At 66.4% G+C, this 23,817-nt stretch carries 23 protein-coding genes; 15 read left to right on the forward strand and 8 right to left on the reverse strand.

What is annotated here, in order from left to right; translation table 11 throughout:
* The first annotated feature begins 81 nt into the window (after positions 1–81).
* The 3 genes from ACP159_RS23105 (at position 82) to ACP159_RS23115 (ending at position 3,485) form a co-directional block, all read left to right on the forward strand.
* A protein-coding gene (locus tag ACP159_RS23105) for an IS3 family transposase (protein WP_425098180.1) occupies positions 82–1,262 on the forward strand; the annotation gives its coding sequence in 2 pieces (ribosomal slippage) (positions 82–379 and positions 379–1,262; 1,182 coding nt in all).
* 377 nt (positions 1,263–1,639) lie between these two features.
* Positions 1,640–2,590 carry a lipoyl synthase gene (gene lipA / locus ACP159_RS23110; RefSeq protein ID WP_425102097.1) on the forward strand — a complete coding sequence of 317 codons (951 nt, stop codon included), beginning with the start codon at positions 1,640–1,642 and terminating at the stop codon, positions 2,588–2,590.
* 112 nt (positions 2,591–2,702) lie between these two features.
* On the forward strand, positions 2,703–3,485 hold the full coding sequence (locus tag ACP159_RS23115; protein ID WP_425102098.1) for a VPLPA-CTERM sorting domain-containing protein: 783 nt from the start codon (positions 2,703–2,705) through the stop codon (positions 3,483–3,485).
* Here the strand turns inward: ACP159_RS23115 and ACP159_RS23120 are convergent.
* Both ACP159_RS23120 and ACP159_RS23125 read right to left on the reverse strand, forming a co-directional pair.
* The gene (locus ACP159_RS23120) at positions 3,455–4,339 is read right to left on the reverse strand and encodes a c-type cytochrome (protein WP_425102099.1); all 885 of its coding nucleotides are present in this window, start codon (positions 4,337–4,339) and stop codon (positions 3,455–3,457) included. The two genes, ACP159_RS23115 and ACP159_RS23120, sit on opposite strands and share 31 nt — an antisense overlap.
* A gap of 6 nt (positions 4,340–4,345) precedes the next feature.
* On the reverse strand, positions 4,346–4,801 hold the full coding sequence (locus ACP159_RS23125) for a c-type cytochrome (protein ID WP_425102100.1): 456 nt from the start codon (positions 4,799–4,801) through the stop codon (positions 4,346–4,348).
* Positions 4,802–4,994: 193 nt separating this feature from the next.
* Here ACP159_RS23125 and ACP159_RS23130 point away from each other — a divergent pair, with 193 nt between their 5' ends.
* Complete coding sequence (locus ACP159_RS23130) at positions 4,995–5,945, forward strand: tetratricopeptide repeat protein (protein ID WP_425102101.1); 951 nt, start codon at positions 4,995–4,997, stop codon at positions 5,943–5,945.
* Between the two features lie 69 nt (positions 5,946–6,014).
* Here ACP159_RS23130 and hpt read toward each other — a convergent pair whose 3' ends face one another.
* Positions 6,015–6,554 carry a hypoxanthine phosphoribosyltransferase gene (hpt, locus tag ACP159_RS23135; RefSeq protein WP_425102102.1) on the reverse strand — a complete coding sequence of 180 codons (540 nt, stop codon included), beginning with the start codon at positions 6,552–6,554 and terminating at the stop codon, positions 6,015–6,017.
* A 70-nt stretch (positions 6,555–6,624) separates the two neighbouring features.
* On the opposite strand from hpt, the gene ACP159_RS23140 reads away from it, so the two are divergent.
* Together ACP159_RS23140 and ACP159_RS23145 are read left to right on the forward strand one after the other, a co-directional pair.
* Positions 6,625–7,071, forward strand: coding sequence for a type II toxin-antitoxin system RatA family toxin (locus tag ACP159_RS23140; RefSeq protein WP_425102103.1), 447 nt, complete (start codon positions 6,625–6,627; stop codon positions 7,069–7,071).
* A gap of 118 nt (positions 7,072–7,189) precedes the next feature.
* Positions 7,190–7,597, forward strand: coding sequence for a hypothetical protein (locus tag ACP159_RS23145; RefSeq protein ID WP_425102104.1), 408 nt, complete (start codon positions 7,190–7,192; stop codon positions 7,595–7,597).
* Positions 7,598–7,601: 4 nt separating this feature from the next.
* On the opposite strand, the gene ACP159_RS23150 is transcribed toward ACP159_RS23145, so the two are convergent.
* The 5 genes from ACP159_RS23150 to ACP159_RS23170 form a co-directional block, all read right to left on the reverse strand.
* The gene (locus ACP159_RS23150) at positions 7,602–8,156 is read right to left on the reverse strand and encodes a hypothetical protein (RefSeq protein ID WP_425102105.1); all 555 of its coding nucleotides are present in this window, start codon (positions 8,154–8,156) and stop codon (positions 7,602–7,604) included.
* 137 nt (positions 8,157–8,293) lie between these two features.
* Entirely contained in the window at positions 8,294–9,472 is a 1,179-nt protein-coding gene (locus tag ACP159_RS23155; RefSeq protein WP_425102106.1) for an ammonium transporter, read from the reverse strand.
* Positions 9,473–9,780: 308 nt separating this feature from the next.
* Entirely contained in the window at positions 9,781–10,254 is a 474-nt protein-coding gene (locus ACP159_RS23160; protein WP_425102108.1) for a CinA family protein, read from the reverse strand.
* Positions 10,251–10,751, reverse strand: a complete 501-nt coding sequence (locus ACP159_RS23165) for a phosphatidylglycerophosphatase A family protein (protein WP_425102109.1) — start codon at positions 10,749–10,751, stop codon at positions 10,251–10,253. The genes ACP159_RS23160 and ACP159_RS23165 overlap by 4 nt, the downstream gene beginning before the upstream one ends.
* On the reverse strand, positions 10,748–11,887 hold the full coding sequence (locus ACP159_RS23170) for a bifunctional 2-C-methyl-D-erythritol 4-phosphate cytidylyltransferase/2-C-methyl-D-erythritol 2,4-cyclodiphosphate synthase (protein WP_425102110.1): 1,140 nt from the start codon (positions 11,885–11,887) through the stop codon (positions 10,748–10,750). Before ACP159_RS23170 ends, ACP159_RS23165 begins: the two co-directional genes overlap by 4 nt.
* Positions 11,888–12,066: 179 nt before the next feature.
* Between ACP159_RS23170 and dusB the strand changes: the two genes are divergently transcribed.
* The 9 genes from dusB (at position 12,067) to hfq (ending at position 23,814) form a co-directional block, all read left to right on the forward strand.
* Entirely contained in the window at positions 12,067–13,059 is a 993-nt protein-coding gene (gene dusB, locus ACP159_RS23175) for a tRNA dihydrouridine synthase DusB (RefSeq protein ID WP_425102111.1), read from the forward strand.
* Positions 13,059–14,144, forward strand: a complete 1,086-nt coding sequence (locus ACP159_RS23180; protein WP_425102112.1) for a two-component system sensor histidine kinase NtrB — start codon at positions 13,059–13,061, stop codon at positions 14,142–14,144. Before dusB ends, ACP159_RS23180 begins: the two co-directional genes overlap by 1 nt.
* The gene (locus ACP159_RS23185) at positions 14,144–15,514 is read left to right on the forward strand and encodes a response regulator (protein ID WP_425102113.1); all 1,371 of its coding nucleotides are present in this window, start codon (positions 14,144–14,146) and stop codon (positions 15,512–15,514) included. The genes ACP159_RS23180 and ACP159_RS23185 overlap by 1 nt, the downstream gene beginning before the upstream one ends.
* A gap of 187 nt (positions 15,515–15,701) precedes the next feature.
* Positions 15,702–17,918 (forward strand): ATP-binding protein, encoded by a 2,217-nt coding sequence (locus ACP159_RS23190; RefSeq protein ID WP_425102114.1) that lies wholly within the window; start codon positions 15,702–15,704, stop codon positions 17,916–17,918.
* Positions 17,919–17,943: 25 nt separating this feature from the next.
* Complete coding sequence (locus ACP159_RS23195) at positions 17,944–19,362, forward strand: sigma-54-dependent transcriptional regulator (RefSeq protein WP_425102116.1); 1,419 nt, start codon at positions 17,944–17,946, stop codon at positions 19,360–19,362.
* 2 nt (positions 19,363–19,364) lie between these two features.
* Positions 19,365–19,934 (forward strand): hypothetical protein, encoded by a 570-nt coding sequence (locus ACP159_RS23200; protein ID WP_425102117.1) that lies wholly within the window; start codon positions 19,365–19,367, stop codon positions 19,932–19,934.
* Positions 19,935–20,536: 602 nt separating this feature from the next.
* The gene (trkA, locus tag ACP159_RS23205; RefSeq protein ID WP_425102118.1) at positions 20,537–21,913 is read left to right on the forward strand and encodes a Trk system potassium transporter TrkA; all 1,377 of its coding nucleotides are present in this window, start codon (positions 20,537–20,539) and stop codon (positions 21,911–21,913) included.
* A gap of 3 nt (positions 21,914–21,916) precedes the next feature.
* Positions 21,917–23,437: a TrkH family potassium uptake protein gene (locus tag ACP159_RS23210; RefSeq protein WP_425102119.1), complete on the forward strand. Its 1,521-nt coding sequence runs from the start codon at positions 21,917–21,919 to the stop codon at positions 23,435–23,437.
* Between the two features lie 137 nt (positions 23,438–23,574).
* Entirely contained in the window at positions 23,575–23,814 is a 240-nt protein-coding gene (gene hfq / locus ACP159_RS23215) for an RNA chaperone Hfq (RefSeq protein ID WP_097802888.1), read from the forward strand.
* The last annotated feature ends 3 nt before the right edge of the window (positions 23,815–23,817 follow it).

Consider the following 23,817-nt stretch of genomic DNA (forward strand, 5'->3'; position numbering starts at 1 on the left):
TGAGCTCCTCCCCGAAAATCGGACAGTGACGGAAGCTACTATCTGACGTCTGCTGGTCTCTAAGAACGAGGAGATCAGAACATGTCGAAACGCAGGAACCATGACGCGGGCTTCAAGGCTCGCGTGGCGCTGGAAGCCCTGAAGGGCGAGCGCACGGTGTCGGAGCTGGCCGCGGAATACGGCGTGCATCCGACCATGATCCATCAGTGGAGCGAGCCATTGTGCGCCATTGGTTCAAGAACAATGGCGAGCGCGCTGCTTGAAGGCGCATCTGACATTTTCGAGCGCGGCGGGAAGAAGAAGGCCGAGGTCGACGAGGAGACGGTGCGGTCGCTTCACGCCAAGATCGGGGAACTGGCCGTCGCCAACGATTTTTTGTCCAGAAAGCTCAAGCCTTGGACCGGCAAGTGAGGCGCGGGATGATCGAACGCTCTCACCCCACGCTGTCGGTCGGGGCGCAATGCCGCCTGCTGTCGATCTCGCGGTCGTCGTTCTACTACGCACCGCTGGGCGAGACCGCAGTGAACCTGGCGCTCATGCAACTGATCGACCGGCAGTTCCTCGAAACCCCGTTCTACGGCGTCCAACAAATGACCTGGCACCTGCAGAACGAGGGCCACGCTGTGAACGTGAAGCGTATCCGGCGGCTGATGCGGCTCATGCGTTTGATGCCGATTTATCAGAAGCCGAACACCAGCAAACCGGCCAAGGGGCACAAAACCTACCCCTACCTGTTGGGTGGCCTGCGGGTGGAACGGCCCAACCAGGTCTGGTGCGCCGACATCACGTACCTTCCGATGCGGCGGGGCTTCCTCTACCTGGTTGCCATCATGGACTGGTTCACCCGCAAGGTGCTGACTTGGCGCATCTCGAACACGCTCGAAGCCGACTTCTGCGTCGAGGCGCTGAACGAGGCGGTCCACCGCTTCGGCCCGCCCGAGATCATGAATACCGATCAGGGGTCGCAGTTCACGTCCTTCGCCTGGACCGACCGGCTGAAACGGATCGGCACCCGGATCTCGATGGACGGCAAGGGCCGGTGTCTCGACAACATCTTCATCGAACGCCTCTGGCGGTCCCTGAAGTATGAGTGCGTCTATCTGCACGCCTGGGAGACGGGCTCGCAGGCGAAGGCCGGGGTTGGCCAATGGATCACCTTCTACAACCACCAGCGGCCTCACGCCGCCCATGGCGGACAGCCGCCCGCCGTGGTCTACTTCAACCAGATCGAAACCGACCAGCAGGGGCAGAGAGTAGCTTAAACCACCCCGGAAACTGGCCAAAAGATGGGGAGTAGCTCAAGCGCCAGCTTCGGCTATGTATTCGAAGGATGAAATAGTCTCGAAGACTTCAATAACGCGGTTTCGGAGCCGCTGATAAAGCAACTGACGACTGATCTGTTCCATCCCCTCATTCATGGCGGTGCGTGCGTTGCATTCAAGGGTAGCTTTGCCCCGCATACCCGCCATGCCCAATCCACAACTCCCCCTCTAACCCCCTGAAAACGAGCAGTAGGTGCAGGGGGCACTCGGCAACGGGTGGGATGCGTCACATGGCCTTGCGGCCCCGTGGTACTGGTAAAACCCCCTGCAAGTCTCTAATACGGAACGCAACGTCACATCTTCGCGGGGAAAATACCGTGCGCGATCTCAAGATTCCGTCCGAACGCCATCCCGAAAAGGCCCACCGTCCCGACAACGCCCAGCCGAAGAAGCCGGACTGGATCCGCGTCAAGGCGCCGGGCGGCGAAGGGTACAACACGACGCGCAAGATCATGCGCGAGCACAAACTCGTCACGGTCTGCGAGGAGGCGGGCTGCCCCAACGCCGGCGAATGCTGGAACCAGGGCCACGCGACCATGATGATCATGGGCGAGATCTGCACCCGCGGCTGCACCTTCTGCAATGTCGCCACAGGCAAGCCCGACACGCTCGACGCCTTCGAGCCGGGGCGGGTGGCGGATGCGGTGCAGAAGCTTGGTCTCAATCACGTCGTCATCACCTCCGTCGACCGCGACGATCTGGAGGACGGCGGGGCGGAGCACTTTGCCCAGACCATCCGCGCCGTCCGCCATCGCTCGCCCGGCACCACCATCGAGATCCTGACGCCAGACTTCCTGAAATGCGCCCCGGAGGTGCTGGAGGTTGTCGTGGCGGCCAGACCGGATGTCTTCAACCACAACCTCGAAACCGTGCCGGGCCTCTACCCGACGGTGCGCCCCGGAGCCCGCTACTTTCACAGCCTGCGCCTGCTGCAACGGGTGAAGGAACTCGATCCGTCGATCTTCACCAAGTCCGGCATCATGGTCGGCCTCGGCGAGGATGCCCAGTCGGTGCGACAGGTCATGGACGACATGCGGGCCGCCGACGTCGATTTCCTGACCATCGGCCAGTACCTGCAGCCGACGCCGAAACACCACCGCGTCGACCGTTTCGTGACGCCGGAGGAATTCGCGTCGTATGAAAAGAGCGCCTATGGCAAGGGCTTCCTGATGGTCTCCGCCACGCCGCTCACGCGCTCGTCCTACCACGCGGGCGACGATTTCGCCCGGCTCTGGGACGCCCGCGCCGCGAAACTGGGCAGGGCGTGACAGTCCGGTCCCGGGCGGCGCAGGACTGAGCGGCCCGGAATTGACGAAACCCGTTCAGGCGATTACCCAAAAGCCACTTTCAACGAACTCAGATTACCGGAATCGACCCCAGATGCTTCGCACGATTGCTTTGTCCGCCCTTGCCCTGATCCCGGTTGCCGCCAGCGCCACCGTTATCACTCCCACCGGCTACACCTACACCGTCGGCCCGAACTCCTCCGGCTCCGCCTATGAGGACGACACCTACAACGGCACGACCGGCCAGCTGACGGACGGTGTCAGCGCCACGCTCGACTGGCACTTCACCGATGGCGGCGGCGCTGCTGGGCCGAACGTCGGATGGCTCAACGTCAATCCGGTCATCGTCTTCACCTTCGATCAGGCCTACGACTTCGGCACGATGATCGTGAACATGCAGGACGGCAAGGGCGCCCATGGCGTTGGTCTGGCAAACAGCATCACGGTGAACGGCCTGACCTCGCCGACACTGACCGGCAATGGCACAACCGACATCACCGGCTGGGACGTGAGCATGGACCTCAGCGCGCTTGCGCCGACCGACACGCTGAGCGTGACGGTCAATCGCGGTTTCCAGTGGACCTTCCTGTCGGAGTTCACTTTCAACACCGCCACCTCCGAGGTGCCGCTGCCCGCCGGGCTGCCCTTGCTGCTTCTCGGACTTGGGAGCATCGCGGCCTTGCGCCGACGCAAGGCCGGACACGCGCCGCGCCTACTTCTTTGGTCCGGAAATACCGCGGGGCAGCGCCTCGCAGAGGCGCGTTGGGACAGAGCCCCATCACGCGCCGCAGGCGCGTTCCGCGCGCGAAGCGCGTCGGTCGCCCCGCGCAAGCGGGGCGAAATCCCTCAGTCCGGCGCGGGCAGGGCCTTGACGTAAGCCGCCACGGCGGCGCGGTCCTCGGCGGGCAGTTTCGAGAAATTCTCGACCACCTCCACCATATGCCCGCCGACGCTGTCGAAGTCGGGGGTGAAGCCGGTTTCGAGGTAATAGGCCACGTCCTGCGCCGACCAGTCGAGTTTGTCCGGGGTCAGCGCCGGGATAGTGCCTTGCCCGGAGGGGTTGGGTGCGCCCGAAAGCCACTTCGATGTCTCCAGCCCGCCCAAAGGGTTGCGCGGGGTGTGGCATTCGCCGCAATGAGCCAGCGCCTCGACGAGATAGCGCCCGCGCTCGCCGCCCGCCGCCTCGGAGGCTCCCATGACATAGTCATCCGAGAAGAACAGCAGTTTCCAGCCGCCGAGGCTTCGGCGGATGTTGAAGGGGAAGCCCACGTCATGGGCTTTGGACGGCGTCGCGTCGGCCGGCAGGGTCCGCAGGTAGGCCCAGAGGTCCGCGAGGTCCTGCACCTCCATCTTGGTATAGGCGCTGTAGGGGAAGGCGGGGTAATAGTGCTGGCCCTCGGGCGAAGTGCCTTTCAGAACCGCGTTGGCGAACTCCGGGAAAGCCCAGCCGCCGATGCCCGCCGCCGGGTCGGGCGAAATGTTCGGGGCGTAGAAGGTGCCGAACGCCGTGGCGAAAGCCTGCCCGCCGCTCAGCACCGTCTTGTCCTTCGACTCCGGCGCATGGTGACAGGAGGCGCAGCCGGCGGCGGTGAACACCGCCTCGCCGCGCGCCGCGTCGCCAGTGACGCCTTCGAGCCGTGCCGCCTCCACCGTCTGCGGCGCGGTCAGCACCCAGCCGATCGCCCCGCCGGCCACGGCCAGCAGGACCAACCCTGTCAGAATGCGCTTCATGCGTGGTTACTCCGGAGCCCTGTAGGTATCATGGCAAGCCTTGCAGGCGCCACCGAGCTTGCCGAGCGCCGGGCCGACGGCCTCCTGTCCACCCGCGACGGTGCTCTGGGCTTCTGCCGCGGCCTCGCCGAGCGCCGCCCATTTCGCCTCGAAATCCCCGAAGTTCTCCCAGATCGCCGGTTCCGCCCGGGTGCCGTCGACGCTCATGGTGTCGGTGTCCATCGGGAACAGCGTCGCCTGGTGCACCATGGTGACGCCGACAATCGAATCCGCCGCGGCCTTCGCGCCTTCGGCATCGTAGGGGATCGACCCCTTCGCCATGCCGCCGAGCACGCCAAGGTTCAAGGCCAGGATGTTGAACTGCCCCTGCCGGGCCTTCAGAACCTGCGCGGTGTCCTGCGCGGTCGCGCCACCGGCACAGAGAAGGGCGAAGGCCGCGAGGGCCGCCGTCGTCTTGAACATTGTGATCTCCCTGACTGTTTCTGCTTCGTCTACGTTGAACGGACGGGCCGTGCCGCCACTATGACCAGAGTGCCGCAAGGGCACCATGGGGGTATACCCTGACTTGTGCACAGTGTCGTGAGCACGGATAAACAAGGGAAAGTCTGGCGGATTTGGCCATGCTTTCGCAAAGGTTTTTTGAAGGAGCAGGGTGATGCGCGCGGTTTTTCTCTGTCTTTGGCTCGGGCTGCCGGGCGCTGTTGCGGCGCAGGGCGAGATCGACCTGCCCATGTCCCCGGCGCTGGAGCAGGCGCGGGACAATTGGCTCGCCGGGCGCTATGACGGGATCTGGCCGGTGATCGAGGCGGAGGCGGCGGCGGGCAGCCCGGTGGCGCAGAACCTCCTGGGGGTCGGCCTCACCGAACAGGACGGCGGGCAGGGCATCGCCTACGATCCCGAACGCGGGTTTGCGATGCTGCAGGCGGCCTCGGATGCCGGGTTCCTCCGGGCCACCTACAACCTCGCCATGGTCTATGGCGAGGCGCACCCGGGGTTCGGGCCGGATTACGGGAAGAAGAAGGCGCTGGCGGAGGCGGCGGTGAGGGCTGGCTATGACGCCGGGCAGACGCTGCTTGGCGATCTGTACCACGGCGGGCAGGGGGTTGACCAATCCTACGAGACCGCGCTGCATCACTACCGGCTGGCCGCCGATGCCGGGGTGCCGGGCGGGCTCAGAGCCGTGGGCTACGCCTACTACCGCGGCGAGGGGGTGCACGAGGACGTCGGCCTCGCCCGCCTGTATCTCGACCGCGCCGTGGCGGCCGGGGACAAGGGCGCGATCCGCGACCTCGCCTGGCTCTACGAGGGCAACGATGGCGTCCAGCGCGATCTCGTCAAGGCCTACCTGCTGTACCGCGAAGGCGTGCGGCGGGGCGATGCGCGGTCGGCCTACGACCTCGGCGGCTTCGTCGCCTGGGCCGGATACGAGGGGTACTGGCATGACAGGGTGCAGGGATATGGCTACTGCCTGCTCGCCATCGACTGGGGGCATACGGTGGATGACGGCGAGATTGCCGCGAACTGCGAGGAGATGGCGGAGGGCTTCACCGACGCAGAGCGTGCGACGGCGAGGGCGTTTGCGGACGGGCTGAAGGCGGGCGATTGACCCTCCCCGGCGGGATGCGGGGCAAAGCCCCGCCCTACGAGACCCTCCCGGGAAACCGGGCGGGCGGGATCACTCCGTAAAGCGCACCTTGCCGATGTACGGCAGGTTGCGGTTCCGCTGGGCATAGTCGATGCCGTAGCCGACGACGAACTCGTCCGGAATCTCGAACCCGGTCCAGTCCGCCTTCACTGCGACCTCCCGCCGCGACGGCTTGTCCAGCAGGGCAATCGAGCGCAGCCGCTTCGGCTTTCGCGCCTTCAAGAGCCCCAGCACGTGCTTCATCGTAAAGCCGGTGTCGATGATGTCCTCCACCACCAGCACGTCACGCCCCTCGATCCCGCCGCGCAGGTCCTTGAGGATGCGCACCTCGCGGCTGCTCTCTGTCGCGTCGCCGTAAGACGAGGCTTCGAGGAAATCCACCTCCACGTCGAGATCCAGCTCCCGCACGAGATCCGCGATGAAGACGAAGGAGCCGCGCAGCAGGCCCACCACCACCAGCTTGTCCGTCTCGGCAAACTCGGTCTCGATCTCGCGGCACAATGCCTCGATCCGGGCCGCGATCTGTTTGGCCGAGATCATCCTGTCCACGACATAAGGTCGCCCTGTCATGACCATCCCCTTGAAATTTCGTCCGTAACATACGACATCACACCCCATTGTCACGAACCAAAGGGGCGACATGCCGACCCACTCCGAGACCCGCCACCTGCCGTACACCGCCCAGCAGATGTACGACCTCGTCGCCGACGTGGCCAATTACCCGAAGTTCCTGCCCTGGACGTCCGCCGCACGCATCCGCTCGCGCGAGGACGAGGGCGATCACGAGGTGATGCTGGCGGACCTCGTCATCAGCTTCAAGGTGTTCCGCGAACGGTTCGGCTCCAAGGTCACGCTCTGGCCGCAGGACAAGCGCATCGACACCGAGTACCTCGACGGCCCGTTCAAGCACATGGTCTCGAAATGGGGTTTTGCGGACGCGGAAGGCGGCGGCGTGGACGTGTCCTTCTTCGTCGACTTCGAGTTCAAGAACCGCCTGTTGCAGGGCGCGGCGGGGATGTTCTTCTACGAGGCCATGCAGCGTATCGTAAAGGCCTTCGAGCGCCGCGCGGCGGAGCTGTATGGCTGAGCGCGGGCCTCTCCGAAGGCTGCGTTAACCAGCTGTCAAGGTTCCCGCCACCCTGCCAGATTTAGGACAAATTTGAGCGGCATCCTTTGGGTCAGATCCCGTTACCCGGAGCCAATCCATGTCCATCGAAACCTTCGGCGCCACCGCGCCGGTCGCCCCCACGCCCGCCACCCGGTCCGCCGTCACCTCCACCCCGGCAATGCCGAAACCCGCGCAGGACCCGGCGCGGGTCAACCCGGAGACCTTCGAAGCCCCGGACGTCATCTTCGACTTCGGGCGCGGCTCGGAGGAAGAGGTCGTGCAGGTCGGCTATCCCGATCCCTACGCGCCGGGCACCGGTTTTGTCACCGGCGAGACACGCGAGGCACCGAAGCAGGGGCTGGAGAAAGCCATGGCGACCGCCGAGGAAGATCCCGTCGCCGTGATCCGCCGCCTCGCCATGCTGGCGAAGGCGCATGAGATGTTCTCCATCGCCACCGCGGAAGGGCGGGCGACCGCGGGCGCCATGCTGGACAAGGTCCTCTGACCGTTCAGGCCCCGCGCCGCCTCTGCGCCACCGTGACCAGACCCAGCGCTCCGGCCAGCAGCAGGCCGGTCGCGGGCAGGGGCACGGTGCTCGCCGGTACGCTGGACAGCGTGTAGGTGGCGGTCCACGTCACGTCGTCGTAGAAAGCGTCGGTGTAGTCCGGGGAAAATTGCTGGAAAAGCAGGCTGCCGTCGCCGTTCTGGATGCCGATCGCCGAGTCCAGGGCAAAGTTGTACGCGAGGTCGAACCGCCCTCCGAGCGGCAGGGGCAGCGGCCCGCCGTTGTCGACGAACCGGATCTCGCCACCGGGGTTCACATCCGCGATGGTGAACTGCAGTCCGGTCGGCCGGTCGGCAAAGTACAGCGCGGTCAGCAGCGTGTTGTCGATCCAGCAGCCGAATTCGCAATATTCGCCCGACCCAAAGATCGCGTCGTCAAGCTGGATCCAGCCGAGCCCACCGGAGGTTGCACTGGTGGCGGTGAACTGGATGGTCGCAGCCTCCGCCGCGAGCGGCAGGGACAGACAGGCGACCAGCGCTGTCCGTTTCAGGGTATTCATCACCATCGTTCTCCCGGATATGGCGTGTCACGGCTTTCGACACCGGGAGATTATCCTCTTCCCGAAGTTCGGCAATGCCAAAACAAAAGCCCCCCGCAGCGAGGCTGCGAGGGGCTTGTCTGTCCCGATTGGCCCGATCAGCTGGCGTGGTCGTAGGCGCGCTCGCCGTGGGTGGTGATGTCGAGGCCGTTGTGCTCGGTTTCGGCATCGACGCGCAGCGGGGTGATGGCCTTCACCACGAAGATCAGTGCAACGGTCACCATCGCGGTGAAGACCCCGACGATCACGAGAGAGCCAAGCTGTGCCGCCCACGATCCCGCGCCGAAGACGGCGATCATGATCGTGCCGAAGATGCCTCCGACACCGTGCACTGCGAAGACGTCGAGCGTGTCGTCGATCTTCAGCTTGTGGCGCACGAAGTTCACCGCCTCCTGGCACATCACGCCGGCAATCGCGCCGATGACCAGCGCCTCCACCGGGCCGACGAAACCAGACGCCGGGGTGATGGAAGCGAGGCCCGCGATGGTCCCCGTCACGATGCCCACGAGGCTGGCGCGGCCGAACTTGATCTTCTCCCAGAGTGCCCAGGTCAGCGAGGCGGTGGCGGCGGAGATATGCGTGACGGTCAGCGCCATGGCCGCACCGCCGTCTGCCGCCAGCTGCGAGCCGCCATTGAAGCCGAACCAGCCGACCCAGAGCATCGCCGCGCCGACGAAGACATAGCCGGGGTTGTGCGGCGGATGCTTGGCATCCTTGCGCGGCCCGAGGAAGATGGCGATGAGCAAAGCAGCCAGACCGGCGGTTTCGTGCACCACTATGCCGCCCGCGAAGTCCTTCACCCCGGTCTCGCCGAAGATGCCGCCATCCGCGAGGAAGCCGCCGCCCCAGATCCAATGCGTCACCGGCGCATAGCAAAGCAGCATCCACAGCGCCGAGAACAGCAGCACGAAGCCGAAGCCGATGCGCTCGACATAAGCGCCGACGATCAGCGCCGGGGTGATGATCGCGAAGGTCATCTGGAAGGCGAAGAACAGCACTTCCGGCAGGGTGCCCGAGACCGTCTCCGCGTCGATGCCGCTCAGGAAGGCCTTGCCGAGCCCGCCCCAGACCGCGTTGCCCTCGCCGAAGGCGATGGAATAGCCGAGCGCCAGCCAGAGCACGCTCATCAGGCAGGCGATGGCGTAGCAGTGCATGAAGACGCTGAGCACGTTCCGCGCCCGCACGAGGCCGCCGTAAAACAGCGCCAGCCCCGGCAGGGTCATGAACAGCACCAGGGCCGTCGCGACGATGATCCAGGCGGTATCCGCTCCGTTCATTTCTTGTCCTTCCCTTGTCCCTTTTTCGGATTGCGCGCGGTTGTGACGGAAACCGGGGCTGAGCGGTGCAACATTCTTGCGCGGGTCCGGGATTAAATCGGGAGCGGTTTGCGAACTGATGGAATATTAGGCGAACAATGCGGGTATTGATGGATTTTTGGGCGATATGGAAACGATTTCACCGCGCAAACGCCTGGTGCGGCGCGTGGTGTGCGAATCTTTTTCGCTCAATTCCAGGGCGGATCGGGGTGGGGCTTGCCGCGCTATTGCTTGGGAATTGAGCAGGGCGCGGACGGCGCCGCGTGCGGTCAGCCCAGCCCGGAGATCAGCAGGCGCAGGGCTTCCTGCGTCGCGGCCTGCCGCACCTCGGCGCGTCCCAAAGCCCCGTGCTCGATCGTCTGCGTGGTCACGCCCTCTGTGGTGGCGCAGGCGTAGCAGACCCGCCCCTCGGGCTTGAACTCCGACCCGCCGGGTCCTGCAATGCCGCTGATCGCCACGGCAACATCGGCCTTGGCCCGGGACAGCGCTCCGAGCGCCATCTCCCGCGCGACCTCTTCGGACACAGCGCCATGCGCCTCCAGCGTGGCCGCCGCGACGCCGAGCATTTCCTGCTTGGCGATGTTGGAATAGGTGACGAACCCGCGCTCGAAGATGGCGGAGCTGCCCGCGATGTCGGTGATCGCCGCCGCGACCTTGCCGCCGGTGCAGCTTTCGGCGGTGGTGACGGTCTTGCCCGCCGCCAGAGCCTTCTGAAGCAGGGTTTTCGCCAGCGCCTCCGTCACATCAGCACCCCGTGTGCGATCCCGGCGAGCATGGTGCTGACCACGGCGGCGAAAAGCCCCGCGATGATGTCGTCGAGCATGACGCCAAGCGGCGTGCCGAGCCGGTCCGCGCGGCCCACCAGCCAGGGTTTCCAGATGTCGAAGAGGCGGAAGAGCAGGAAGCCGGAGACCCAGCCCGGCCAGAGCCGATGCACCTCGACCCCCATCATCTGCGCCCCGTAGGCCACCGGGAAAAGCGCGATCCACATGCCGACGACCTCGTCGATGACGATCCAGCCAGGATCGTGGTCGTCGCCTGCCGCCGTGGCGACCTTGGTGGCCTGAAGTCCGGCAAAAAACGTCAGCAGGGTCAGCACCAGCAGCAGCCAGAAGCCGCCGGTCAGCAGGATCAGATAGGCAAAGGGCAGGGCGGCCAGCGTGCCCCAGGTGCCTGAGGCGGGGCGCAGGTAGCCGGAGCCGAAGAAGGACGCGATCAGGCGGGCGGTCTTCACGTTCATGGCTTCACCAGGGTGGCGGTTGCGATGGCGGCGATGCCCTCCTCGCGGCCGGTGAAGCCGAGCCGTTCAGAGGTGGTCGCCTTGACGGAGACGCGGCTACGCTCGATGCCCAGCACGGCCGCCAGCGCGTCCATCATCGCACCGGCATGCGGTCCGACCTTGGGCCGCTCGCAGATCAGCGTGACGTCGACGTTGGAAATCGCGAAGCCCTTGTCGCGGGCGAGGTCCACCGCGTGACGCAAGAAGATGTGGCTGTCCGCGCCTTTCCACTGCGGGTCGCTGGGCGGAAAATGGCGGCCGATGTCGCCCTCCGCCAGCGCACCATAGATGGCGTCGGTCAGGGCGTGCATGCCGACGTCGGCGTCGGAATGTCCTTTCAGCCTGCGCTCATGGGGCACGCGGACGCCGCAGAGGACAACGTGGTCGCCCTCCTCGAACGCATGTACGTCGAAGCCGTTGCCGAGGCGGATGTCCATGGTCTCTCCCTTGAGGATCGTGGCGGCGCGGGCGAAATCGCCCGGCGTGGTGATCTTGAGGTTCCTCTCATCGCCCGGAACGATGGCCACGTCCAGCCCTGCGGCGCGGGCAATCGCGACATCGTCAGCGGCCTGCGCCGCCTCCGGGACGGTGCGGTGGGCGTGCAGGATCTGCGCAAAGTCGAAGCCCTGCGGGGTCTGGGCGCGGTAAAGCCCGCTGCGATCCTGCGTCCCCGCGACGCGGCCTTCCGCGCCGATCCACAGCGCATCCGTCACCGGCAGAGCCGGGGCCGCGCCGGGGCCGGTCCGCAGGGCGTCAAGGACGGCGGCGATCACCGTGCGGGGCGTGCAGCAGCGGGCGACGTCCTGGATCAGCACGTGATCCGGCGCGAGGTCTTCGAGCGCCTCCAGACCCCGGTGAACCGACCCGGCGCGGGTGTCCGCGCCCTCCACAAGGGTCACGGGCAGGCCCGCCACCGCCGCCTCCGCCAGAGCCCGGTCGTCAGGGTGAATCACCATCACCAGAGGCCCGACATGGGCAAAGGCCAGCGCCGTCCAGCGCGCCACCGGCAGGCCCGCAACGTCCTGCCATTGCTTGGGAAACCCGCCGCCCGCCCGCAAACCGCGCCCCGCTGCCACGAGAATGACCGCTGTTGTCATGCCGCCCTCACATTTGTCGGGCCCTGTCTAAGCCGCGGGGGGCGCCGCCGCAATCGACCACACCTGTTTGCCCATTTTTTAATCAACCGCTATTTAACAGGGCGCAAAGCGGCTGCCGACTCATTGAACGGGGTTGGGGCAAGGGATACTCCATGAACAAAAGCACAAGGAACAGGCGCTTGAGCTTCTGCCTCAATAACAAGACCATAACGCCGCCGGTCCTGCTGGCTCCGCTGGCCGGAATCACGGACCTGCCGTTCCGCACCCTGGTGTCCAGCTTTGGTGCGGGTCTGGTGGTGTCGGAGATGATCGCCAGCGGCGAATTCCTGACCGAGCGTCCGGGCACGCGCGAGAAGGCGGAGCTGGGTGCGCAGATCGAGAATACCAGCGTGCAGATCGCCGGCCGCGCCGCAGAGCCGATGGCGGAGGCGGCGAAGATGGTCGCGGACATGGGCGCGAAGGTGATCGACATCAACATGGGTTGCCCGGCAAAGAAGGTGACGGGCGGCTGGTCCGGCTCGGCGCTGATGAAGGTGCCGGACCATGCGCTCTCGCTGATCGAGGCGGTGGTGAAGGCCGTGGACGTGCCGGTGACGCTGAAGACGCGCCTGGGCTGGGACGACGACTGCCTGAACGCCGCCGATCTGGCGAAGCGGGCCGAGGGGGCAGGGGTCCGGATGGTGGTGATCCACGGCCGCACCCGCTGTCAGTTCTACAAGGGTCGCGCCAATTGGGCGGCCATCGCGGAGGTCAAGCAGGCAGTAGGCGTGCCGGTGGTGGCCAATGGCGACATCGTGGATTCCGGCACCGCGCGGACCGCGCTGGAGCAGTCGGGTGCCGATGGCGTGATGGTCGGGCGCGGGGCGCAGGGCGCCCCCTGGGTGCTGTCCGAGATCGCGGCGGAGCTCTACGGCTCACCGAAGCCGGTGGTGCCGGAGGGCGCGGCTCTGGCGGACATGGTCAGCGGCCACTACGAGGCCATGCTGGACTTCTACGGGCCGGAACTGGGCAACCGCGTCGCCCGCAAGCATCTCGGCTGGTACATGGACCGGGTCGGCACCGGGGCGGGATTGCGCAAGGCGATCCTGTCGGAGAAATCCCCGAAGACCGTGCTGTCCCTGATCCCCGAGGCAGTGAACCGCCCGTTTGTTCCTGCGGGAGCAGTTGCGTGATGAACGACGAGACCGAAGCGATGATCTGGTCCTCCCTGCCGGTTCCGGCGATCCTGATCGACCCAGACGAAAACATCGGCGACATGAACCCCGCCGCCGAGGGCTTCTTCAACAACTCCGCCAAGTGGCTTACCGGGCAGCCGATCTGGGACCGGCTGGCGGTGGATGCGCCGCTCGAGGCGAGCCTCGCCCGCGCCCGCGAACATGGCACACCGCTGTTCGTCAACGATGTGGACGTCGGCACCGGCAGCCGACCGCCACTGGTGTGCAACCTGCAGATCGCGCCGCTTCAGGGGCGGGACGGCTGGATGATCATGCTGATCTCGCCGCGCGAGCTTGCGGGCCGCATGACGCAATCGCATTCGGTGAAGTCGGCGGCGAAATCCGCCATCGGCATGGCGGAAATGCTCGCCCATGAGATCAAGAACCCGCTGGCGGGCATCGCCGGCGCGGCGCAGCTGGTGTCGATGAACCTGCCGAAGGAAGACCTCGAACTGACCGACCTGATCGTCGCGGAGACCCGCCGCATCGTGAAGCTGCTGGAGCAGGTGGAGCAGTTCGGCAACCTTTCCGCCCCGGACCGGGTGCCGGTGAACATCCATGACGTGCTCGACCGGGCGCGGCGCTCCGCGGCGCTCGGCTTTGGCGCACACATGAAGATCATGGAGGATTACGACCCCTCGCTGCCGATGGCGGTGGGCGATCCGGACCAGCTCCTGCAGGTGGTGCTGAACCTCGTGAAGAACGCCAGCGAGGCGGCGGACCCGAAGACGGGCGGGGTGATCCGCCTGCACACCTTCTATGACCACAGCTTCCGCACCCGGCGTGCCGATGGCTCCGGCCAGTCGCTGCCGCTGCAGATCGAGATCATCGACGACGGCCCCGGCCTGCCGGACGACATCCGGGGCGACATCTTCGATCCGTTTGTCTCCGGCAAGGAGAACGGCACGGGCCTCGGCCTCGCGCTGGTGAGCAAGATCATCAATGACCATGACGGCTGGATTTCCGTGGACAGCGTCCCGGGCCGCACCGTCTTCCGACTATCACTGCCCCGCTACCGTGGCGAGACCAAGGAGAAAGCATAATGGATGGCACTGTCCTGGTTGCTGACGACGACCGCACGATCCGCACCGTCCTGACCCAGGCGCTGACCCGCGCCGGGTGCAAGGTTCATGCCACCTCCAGCCTGACCACGCTGATGCGCTGGGTCGGCGAGGGGAAAGGCGACGTGGTGATCTCCGACGTCATGATGCCCGACGGCAATGGTCTCGAGATGCTGCCGAAGATCAGCGCCGACCGGCCCGACCTGCCGGTGATCGTGATCTCGGCGCAGAACACCATCATGACCGCGATCCAGGCCGCCGAAGCGGAGGCTTACGACTACCTGCCAAAGCCCTTCGACCTGCCGGACCTGATGAAGCGCACGGCGAAGGCGCTGGAAAGCCGGGGACGCAAGCCGCGCCGGGACGAGCAGGTGGTGGGCGCCGACGAGCCGGACGAGCTGCCGCTGGTCGGGCGGACCCCGGCGATGCAGGCGCTCTACCGGCTGGTGGCGCGGGTGATGAACACCGACCTGCCGGTTCTGGTCGCCGGTGAGAGCGGCACCGGCAAGAGCCTGATCGCCAAGGCGATTCATGACTTCTCCGACCGCCGCACCCTGCCGTTTGTCACCGTTACGGGCGCGGATCTGGCCGATCTGGAAGGCCCGGCCAAGGTGCTGGCGCGGGTCAAGGGCGGCACGCTCCTGATCGACGAGATCGCCGACATCGGCGACGAGGTGCAGGCGCGGATCGTGCGCATGATGGACGTGCCGGGAGAACATGCGCCGCGCTTCATGGCGACGACGCAATACGAACCCAACTCGCTGATGGACGGCGGCAAGGTCCGGCAGGACCTGTTCTATCGTCTCGACGGGGCCACGATCACCGTGCCCAGCCTGCGCGAGCGGGTCGAGGACATCGCGCTGCTGACCGACCACTTCTTTGCCCGGGCCGAACGCGAGGGTGCGCCGAAGCGCTGGCTGTCGAAGGACGCGGCCGAACTGTTCCGCGTCTACAGCTGGCCCGGCAACGTACGGCAGCTGGAGAACGCGGTGCGGCGCCTCAGCCTGACCAGCATGACCGAGGAAATCTCCCGCGCGGAGGTGGAGGCGGTGCTCGGCAATCAGCCGGAGACCGGCCCGGTGATGCACAGCGGCGATACCGAGAAGCTGGGCGCGTCGGTGATGCGGCATCTGCGGCGGTATTTCGACCTGCACGGGGCCATGCTGCCGCCGCCGGGGCTGCACGGGCGGATCATCAAGGAGGTCGAAGGCCCGCTGATCGAGATCGCCCTTGAGGCGACCGGCGGGAATCAGGCGAAATGCGCCGACCTGCTCGGGATCAACCGCAATACGCTCAGGAAAAAAATCACGGACCTTGATATTCGCGTGACACGGCGCCGGAAATTGATGTAAAAGGGCCACATAACTGTGGCACCTGCGCACCGAAGCGGAGGGAGACCACAAAATATGGCGGTCGCTGTCAAAAGGCAGCACATCTTTCCGGGGGCAGGCTGTGTCCACACGAGCACGCCCCGATGACACAGGCAGCGTTTGGGCCAGGCTCAATCGCCTGCGTCGTGCGCGTCGGGTGCAGAACTGGATGACACTCGCGCTGGTTGCGCTGGGGCCGATTCTGGCGCTGGCGACCTTCGCGATCCTCGGGCCTCTGGGCGGCGGGCCATCGCAGATGAGCCTGCGGCTGATCCTGCTGGCCGACCTGGTCTATGTCCTGCTGGTGGCGACGCTGGTTCTGGGCCGGGTGGCGCGGATGATCGCGGACCGGCGGGCGCAATCGGCGGGCTCGCGGCTGCACCTGCGACTGACCGGGGCCTTTGCGCTCATGGCGCTCCTGCCGGCGATCACCGTGGCGGTCTTTGCGGTCATCACCATCAACATCGGTCTGGAGACGTGGTTCTCCAGCCGCGTCCAGAACGTGGTCTCCGCCTCCCGCGCCGCCGCCGAAGCCTATGAAAACGAACAGAGCGCCGCGTTGAAGCAGGACGCCTGGGCGCTTGGCGGCTTCGTCGACCAGAACCGGCGGCTCTTGCTGCTCAACCCCACCGCGACACTGCGCGAACTCCTGTCCGAAGGGCAGGGCCAGATCCAGCGCGGCCTGCGCGAGGCCTTCGTGATCGACAGCGCCGGGGAGATCGTGGCGCGGGGTGAACGCTCCTATCTCTTTGATTACGAACGCCCGTCCGCCGCCGACTTCACCCGCGCCGATGCCGAGCGCGTGGCGCTGATCGCGGACTGGCAGAACAACGAATATCGCGCTCTGGTGCCGCTGGCGGCTTTCGTGGACCGCTATCTCTACGTCAGCCGGGCCGTGGACGGGCGTATCCTGAGCCTGCTGGACGAGGCGCAGCAGACCGCGCAGTTCTACCAGCAGCAGGAGAGCGAACGCGGCCGCCGCCTGTTCGATTTCGCGCTCCTGTACCTCGGTTTCGCGCTGCTGCTGATCCTCGCCGCCACCTGGGCCGGTCTGTGGTTCGCCGAACGGCTGTCGAAGCCGGTGGGGCGGCTGGCGGGCGCGGCGCAGCGGGTCGGCTCGGGCGACCTCAACGTTCAGGTGATCGAGGACGAGGGCGACGACGAGATTTCCATGCTCGGGCGCTACTTCAACCAGATGACCCGGCAACTCAAGGCACAGCGCGAGACGTTGCTGGAGAACACCCGCCAGATCGAACGCCGCCAGCGGCTGTTCGACTCCGTGCTGACCTCCGTGACCTCCGGCGTGGTCGGGCTGGACGAGACCGGCAGTGTCACCTTCGTCAACCGCTCGGCGCAGCGTCTGCTCGGCTGGAGCGAGACCCACCGCGCCGATCCGATTTCCGTGGCGGTGCCGGAGTTTGGAGCGCTGTTCGACCGGATGCGCGAGGAGGGGCGGGAGGTCCTGCAGGAGGAGGTGAAGGTCAGCCGCGAGGGGCAACTGGAACACCTGCTGGTGCGCCTGTCCACCCGGCGGCGCGGCGATGGCTCGCTGGAGGGCTTCGTGGTCGCCTTCGACGACGTGACGGATCTCGTCAGTGCGCAACGCATGGCCGCCTGGGGCGACGTGGCCCGGCGCATCGCGCATGAGATCAAGAACCCGCTGACCCCGATCAAGCTGTCGGCGGAACGCATCCAGCGCAGCTTTACCAAGCGGCTGGGCGAGGCGGACGCGGAGAAGGTGTCGAGCCTGACCGAACGCATCGTCCGCCAGACCGACGACCTGCGCCGCATCGTCGACGAGTTTTCCAAGTTCGCCCGGATGCCGGAGCCGGAGCGCAAGCCCGAGGATGTCGGCGATCTGCTGCGCGGCATCGTGCTGCTGCAGGAAAGCGGCCAGCCGGGGGTCAGTTTCGACGTGCAGATCCCGGGCGAACCGATGCCTGCCGAGCTGGATGCCACGATGATCGGGCAGGCACTGACCAATCTCATCAAGAACGCCGGAGAAGCGATTGAAACGCTTCAGGAAAAGGGCGCACCGGAGGGGCATGAGCCGACCATCCGCGTGACCCTGGACCAGATCGACGGCCCGCGCGCCGAAATCCGCATCATGGACAACGGCATCGGCCTGCCGGAAGACCGCGCCCGGCTGTTCGAGCCTTATGTGACGACGCGCGACAAGGGCACCGGCCTCGGTCTGCCCATCGTCAAGAAGATCATCGAGGAGCACGGCGGCACGCTGACCCTCGAGGACGCACCCGCCTTTGCCGCAGGGGCGCACGCCGGAGCCATGGCGGTCATCCGGCTGGCGCTGAGCCCGGAGGCGGGAGAGGCCGCAAGGGCCCGGAAGGAAAGAGAAGAGCAGGCAAGAAAATTGCAGGAGGTTTGAAGGACAAGATGGCTGAGGGCACGACATGAGCGACATTCTGATCGTTGACGACGAGCGCGACATTCGCGAGTTGATCGGGGATATCCTCGAGGACGAGGGCTTCACCACGCGCCTCGCGGGCAACAGCACGGAGGCGATGAACGAGATCAACGCCGAACCCCCGGCGCTGCTGATCCTCGATATCTGGCTGAAAGACAGCAAGATGGACGGGATCGACATCCTCAAGACCGTCAAGCGCGACAACCCCGATATTCCCGTGGTCATCATCTCCGGCCATGGCAACATCGAGATCGCCGTGGCGGCGATCAAGCAGGGGGCTTACGACTTCATCGAGAAGCCGTTCAACATCGACCAGCTTCTTGTGGTGATCCGCCGCGCCATGGAAACCTCGCTCCTGCGCCGCGAGAACACGCAACTCAAGCGTGGCGAGACCAAGGTGTCCGAGATGATCGGCGACAGCGCCGCCTTCCGGGCGCTGGTCTCGCAACTGGACAAGGTGACGAAGTCCAACGGCCGGGTGATGCTGACCGGTCCGGCGGGCAGCGGCAAGGAGGTGGCGGCACGCTACATCCATTCCCGCTCGAACCGGGCGAATGCGCCGTTCGTCACGGTCAACTGCGCCGGGGTCGAGCCGGAGATGATGGAGGCCATGCTCTTCGGCCGCGAGACACCGCAGCGCGGGGTGGAACCGGGCCTGCTGGAGCAGGCGCACGGCGGGGTGATCTACTTCGACGAGGTTGCGGACATGCCCGTCGGCACCCAGTCGAAGATCCTGCGGGTGCTGGTCGACCAGCAGTTCACCCGCGTCGGCGGCAACGACAAGGTGCGCGTCGACCTGCGCGTGATCTCCTCCACCGGACGTGACCTGCTCGAGGAGATCGCCGGCGGGCGCTTCCGCGAGGAGCTGTATCACCGGCTGAACGTGGTGCCGATCGCGGTGCCCAGCCTCGCGGAGCGGCGCGAGGACATTCCGGTTCTGGCCGAGCATTTCATCGCCGAATGCCATGCTTCGCAGGGACTGCCGATCCGGGCGATTTCCGAGGATGCGGCGGCGCTCATGCAGACCATGGTCTGGCCCGGCAACGTGCGCCAGCTCAAGAACCTCGTCGAACGCGTGCTGATCCTCGGCGACGGCACAGGCCCGATCGCCGCGCGGGAATTGCCGCAGGAGACCGCCCCGGGCGAGGCGGAAGAGGACCGCGTGGTGCTCTCCGGCACGCTGGCGACGCTGCCGCTGCGCGAGGCGCGGGAGGCGTTCGAGCGCGAATACCTGCTGACGCAGATCAACCGCTTCGGCGGGAACATCTCGCGCACGGCGTCTTTCGTCGGCATGGAGCGCTCGGCGCTGCACCGCAAGCTGAAGTCGCTCGGTGTGGTGACCTCGCAGAAGGCGGGCACGCGGATCGCGATGATCGACGAGGACGCGGTCGAGCGGGTGTCCTGACCATGTTGAGGCGGTCGCTGCTCTGCGGGTTGGTCGCGCTGCCGCTGGCCGCCTGTTCGACCGGCGTCGTCTCCAGCGGTGGCGGCACGGACGCGCAGCGCATGGCGGATCTGACCGCCATGATCGCGGCGCTGGGGCCGGACGTGGACCCGGGCGAGGCGGCCCGGGTGGCCCGGATCGCCCTGACCGAACCGCCGCAGTGGGCGGTGCAATGGGGCATGACCGACCCGCCCATCGTGCACAACATGAAGGTCAATTCCGGGCTGCGCCCGCGGGGCCTTTGCAAGGAATGGGCGGACGATCTGGAGGCGCGGATGCGCAGCGAGGCGTTCCGGACGCTGGACTGGCACCGGGCGATTGCCAATCACGACAGCATCCTGATCGAGCATTCGACGCTGATCGTCTCGGCCAGGGGGGCAGGGATGAAGGACGGGATCGTGCTCGACCCCTGGCGGCTCGGCATGGGTCGGCTGTTCTATGTCCGCGTGCCCGAGGACCCGAAGTATCGCTGGGTCGAGCGGGCGGAGGTCTTTGCCTTCAAACGGGCGCGGGATGCACGGCGGGGGCGGTAGCCTTCGCACAACCGGCACCGCGCGGTCCCGCAAGGCCTCGTTAACCGATGCGCGGCAGTGTGAGCCCCGGTACCGATGAAGACAAACGGATCTCCCTGCGCGGCCCTTTGGCAAGGCCGGGGCAGGGCCAGCCCTTCGGGGCTGTTCGATCTAATCAGGCGAACAGGGCCGGGAGTGACACCCCGGCACAGGCTTTCCGTGACTGGCGGCCGCCGATCTTCGTGTTGAAGACAGCAGATGTGAGGGCAACGCCCCGTCCGGCAGATGGCCGCGGCGGGCGTTTGGCGTGTCTTTTTCGGTCCTTCTCCACCCCCCGGGGCTTCGCCCGTCCTTCGCTGAAAACCGTCCACCGGACGGTTTTCCGGGCGCTCCGGACCCCCAACCCTCCCCACGGGGGAGGGCGTCCCGGCGCAGGGCACGGAGCGCGGTCCCTCCCCCGTGGGGAGGGTCAGGGTGGGGCAGGGGCAGGGTGGGAGAAGGTCAGGGTGAAGCAGATCAAGACGTCCGCGACAGGCCCGCCAAACCCCTGCCATCCCCCGCAACACATTGACCCCCGCCGCCACCCATGCCATGCCAAGGGCCAGACAGCATAAGGATCGGCCATGAAGGTCATCATCTGTGGGGCCGGGCAGGTTGGCTGGCAGATCGCGCGGCATCTTTCCGGCGAGCGCAATGACGTCACCGTCGTCGACAGCAACCCCGACCTCGTGCGCCGGGCCACCGACTCGCTCGACGTGCAGGGGATCGCGGGGTTCGCCAGCTACCCCGACGTGCTCGACAAGGCCGGCGCCCGCGATGCGGACATGATCATCGCCGCGACCTATTCCGACGAGGTCAACATGGTGACCTGCCAGGTGGCGCATTCGGTCTTCTCCGTGCCGCGCAAGATCGCCCGGTTGCGCTCGCAGAGCTATCTCAACGCGATCTATTCCGACCTCTACCGCCGCGAGCACCTGCCCATCGACGTGGTCATCAGCCCCGAGCGGGAGGTGGCGGAGGCGGCGCTGCAGCGGCTCAGTGCACCTGCCTCCTTTGACACCGAGACCTTCCTCGACGGCAAGGCGCATCTCATGGGCCTGTCGATCGACGAGGACTGTCCGATCGTCAACACCCCGCTGCGGCAGCTGACCGACCTGTTCAGCACCCTGCGCTCCGTGGTGGTCGGCATCCGCCGCGATGGCACGCTGTTCGCGCCCGAGGCCCGGGACCAGCTTTTCGTCGGCGACAGCTGCTACATCATGGTGCATGTGGACGACGTGCGCCGGGCGCTGGAGATCTTCGGCAAGTCGCAGCGCAAGCAGGAGCGCATCGTCATTCTCGGCGGCGGCAACGTCGGCCTTGCGGTGGCGCAGCGGCTGGAGCGGGCGAAGGAGCGCGTCCGGGTCAAGGTCATCGAACGCGACCGCAAGTCGGCGGAGCGGGCGGCGGAGGCGCTGGAGCGGACCATCGTGCTGCACGGCGACGGTCTCGACGCGGCGCTGCTGAGCGAGGCGGGCGTGGAGCGGGCGGACGCCATCCTCTGCGTGACCGACGACGACAAGTCCAACATGCTCGCCGCGGTGCGGGCCAAGGCGGCGGGCTGTCCCATGGCGATCAGCCTCGTCAACGATCCGACGCTGGTGGAGCTGATGGACCCGATGGGCATCGACGCCTGGATCAACCCGCGTGCCACCACCGTGAGCTCCATCCTGCGCCACATCCGCCACGGCCGCGTCAGCCGGGTCTATTCCATCGGCGACGCCGAGGCCGAGGTGATCGAGGCGGAGGTGCTCTCGACCTCCTCCATGGCGGGCGCGCGCCTGCGAGAGATCGACTTCCCCGAGGGCGTCCTCGTCGGCGCGATCCGGCAGGGTGACAAGATCGTCAAACCCACAGGCGGGTTGCAGATCCAGGCCGGGGACCACGTGGTGCTCTTTGCGCTGGCCAAGGACGTGCCGGAGGTGGAGCGCCTGCTGCAGGTCTCCATCGACTTCTTCTGAGCCATGGCTGCCGTTCTCCTGCGTCTGCCCCTGTTCCTCCTGCTGCTGGGGATGGTCTCCGTCTCCATGCTGCTGCCCGCGGGCTATGCGCTGGCCATCGAGGAGTTCCATGACGCACGCGCCTTCTTCTACAGTGGCATCGTCGGGGTGGTGCTGACCGCGCTGGTGGCGCTGGCGCTGGCCAACCGGACGCCGGGCACCAGCGGGCTGCGGCAGCTGCTGGCCTATCTCGCCGCCTTCATCGTGCTGCCGGTCTTCCTCGCCGTGCCGTTCTTCGAGGCGGTCCGGACGACCTCCTTCCTGTCAGCCTATGTCGAGATGGTCTCGTCCCTGACCACCACCGGCGTCACGCTCTTCGATCCGGCGCGGCTGTCGGGGCCGGAGCACCTGTGGCGCGGGCAGGTTGGCTGGATGGGCGGGCTGATCGTCTGGGTCGCCGCTTCGGCGATCCTCGCGCCCATGACCCTCGGCGGCTTCGAGGTCACGGCGAGCAGCGAGCCGGGCCAGAGCATCGCGCAGGGCGCGGCGCGGGGCGTGCGCACGGGTCCGATGCAGCGTCTGGAGCGCAGCGCCCGCGTGCTGATCCCGGTCTACACCGGCCTGACCCTGGCGCTGGCGGTGATGCTGCTGGTGGCGGGCGAGACGCCGCTGATCGCGCTGATGCACGCCATGGCCGTCATGGCGACCTCGGGCATTTCCCCCGCGGGCGGCATGGCGGGTGCGCAGAGCGGGCTGGCCGGAGAGATGGTGCTCTTCTGCTTCATGTTCTTCGCCCTCTCGCGCCTGACCTTCTCGACCGACACCACCAGCCAGGCCAGCCGCCCCGGCCTCGGCTATGACCCGGAATTCCGCCTCGGGCTCGTGATCATCGCCATCGTTCCTGTGCTGTTCTTCCTGCGCCACTGGCTGGCCTCCTTCGACGTCGGCGAGGAACTCGACTACATCGCCGGCATCCGGGCGCTCTGGGGCGGGCTGTTCACCGCGCTGTCCTTCCTGTCGACCACAGGCTTCCTGTCGAACGACTGGGACACCGCGCAGAACTGGTCCGGCCTCGCCACGCCCGGCACGGTGCTCATGGGCCTCGCCATGGTCGGCGGCGGCGTCGCCACCACCGCGGGCGGGGTCAAGCTGATGCGGGTCTACGCGCTCTACCTCAACGGCTCGCGCGAGATCGAACGGCTGATCCACCCGCATTCCGTCGGCCGTGTCGGCCTCGTCAGCCGCCGCATCCGGCGCGAGGGGGCGTTCATCGCCTGGGTCTTCTTCATGATGTTCGCCGTGACGCTGGCGCTCTTCGCCATGGTCTACGGCATCCTCGGCATCGGGTTCGAGCAGGCGATGATCCTCACCGTCGCGGCGCTGTCCAACACCGGGCCGCTGATCGCCTTTGCCGGGGCGGAGCCGATCAGCCTCGCCAACGCCTCTGCCGGGGTGCAGTTGCTGACCTCCGCCGGGATGATCCTCGGACGTCTGGAACTGCTCGCCATCGTGGTCCTGCTCTCGCCGGACCTGTGGCGCAATTGACGGCGCTTGCCGCGACTGCACGGTGATTTCCGAAGGCCGCTGATTTTTGCGCTGGAAACTCCGGCGCATGCAAGACATACTCAGTCGAGATAGGGGCGCCCCCCGCGGGAGGCGATACAAGAACAAAGGCAATTTCAATGGCTTCGGACAGACAGAACCTGCAGGACGCATTTCTCAACCATGTGCGCAAGACAAAGGTTCCGGTAACAGTCTTCCTGATTAACGGTGTCAAGCTGCAGGGTGTGATCACCTGGTTCGACAATTTCTGCGTGCTTCTGCGCCGGGATGGTCAGAGCCAGCTGGTGTACAAACATGCGATCAGCACGATCATGCCGTCGCAGCCGATCAACCTTTATGACGGTGAAGACGCTTCTTGAGCG

Source organism: Tropicibacter sp. S64 (genome assembly GCF_049803835.1).
In the GTDB taxonomy this organism is placed as follows: Bacteria; Pseudomonadota; Alphaproteobacteria; order Rhodobacterales; family Rhodobacteraceae; genus Pacificoceanicola.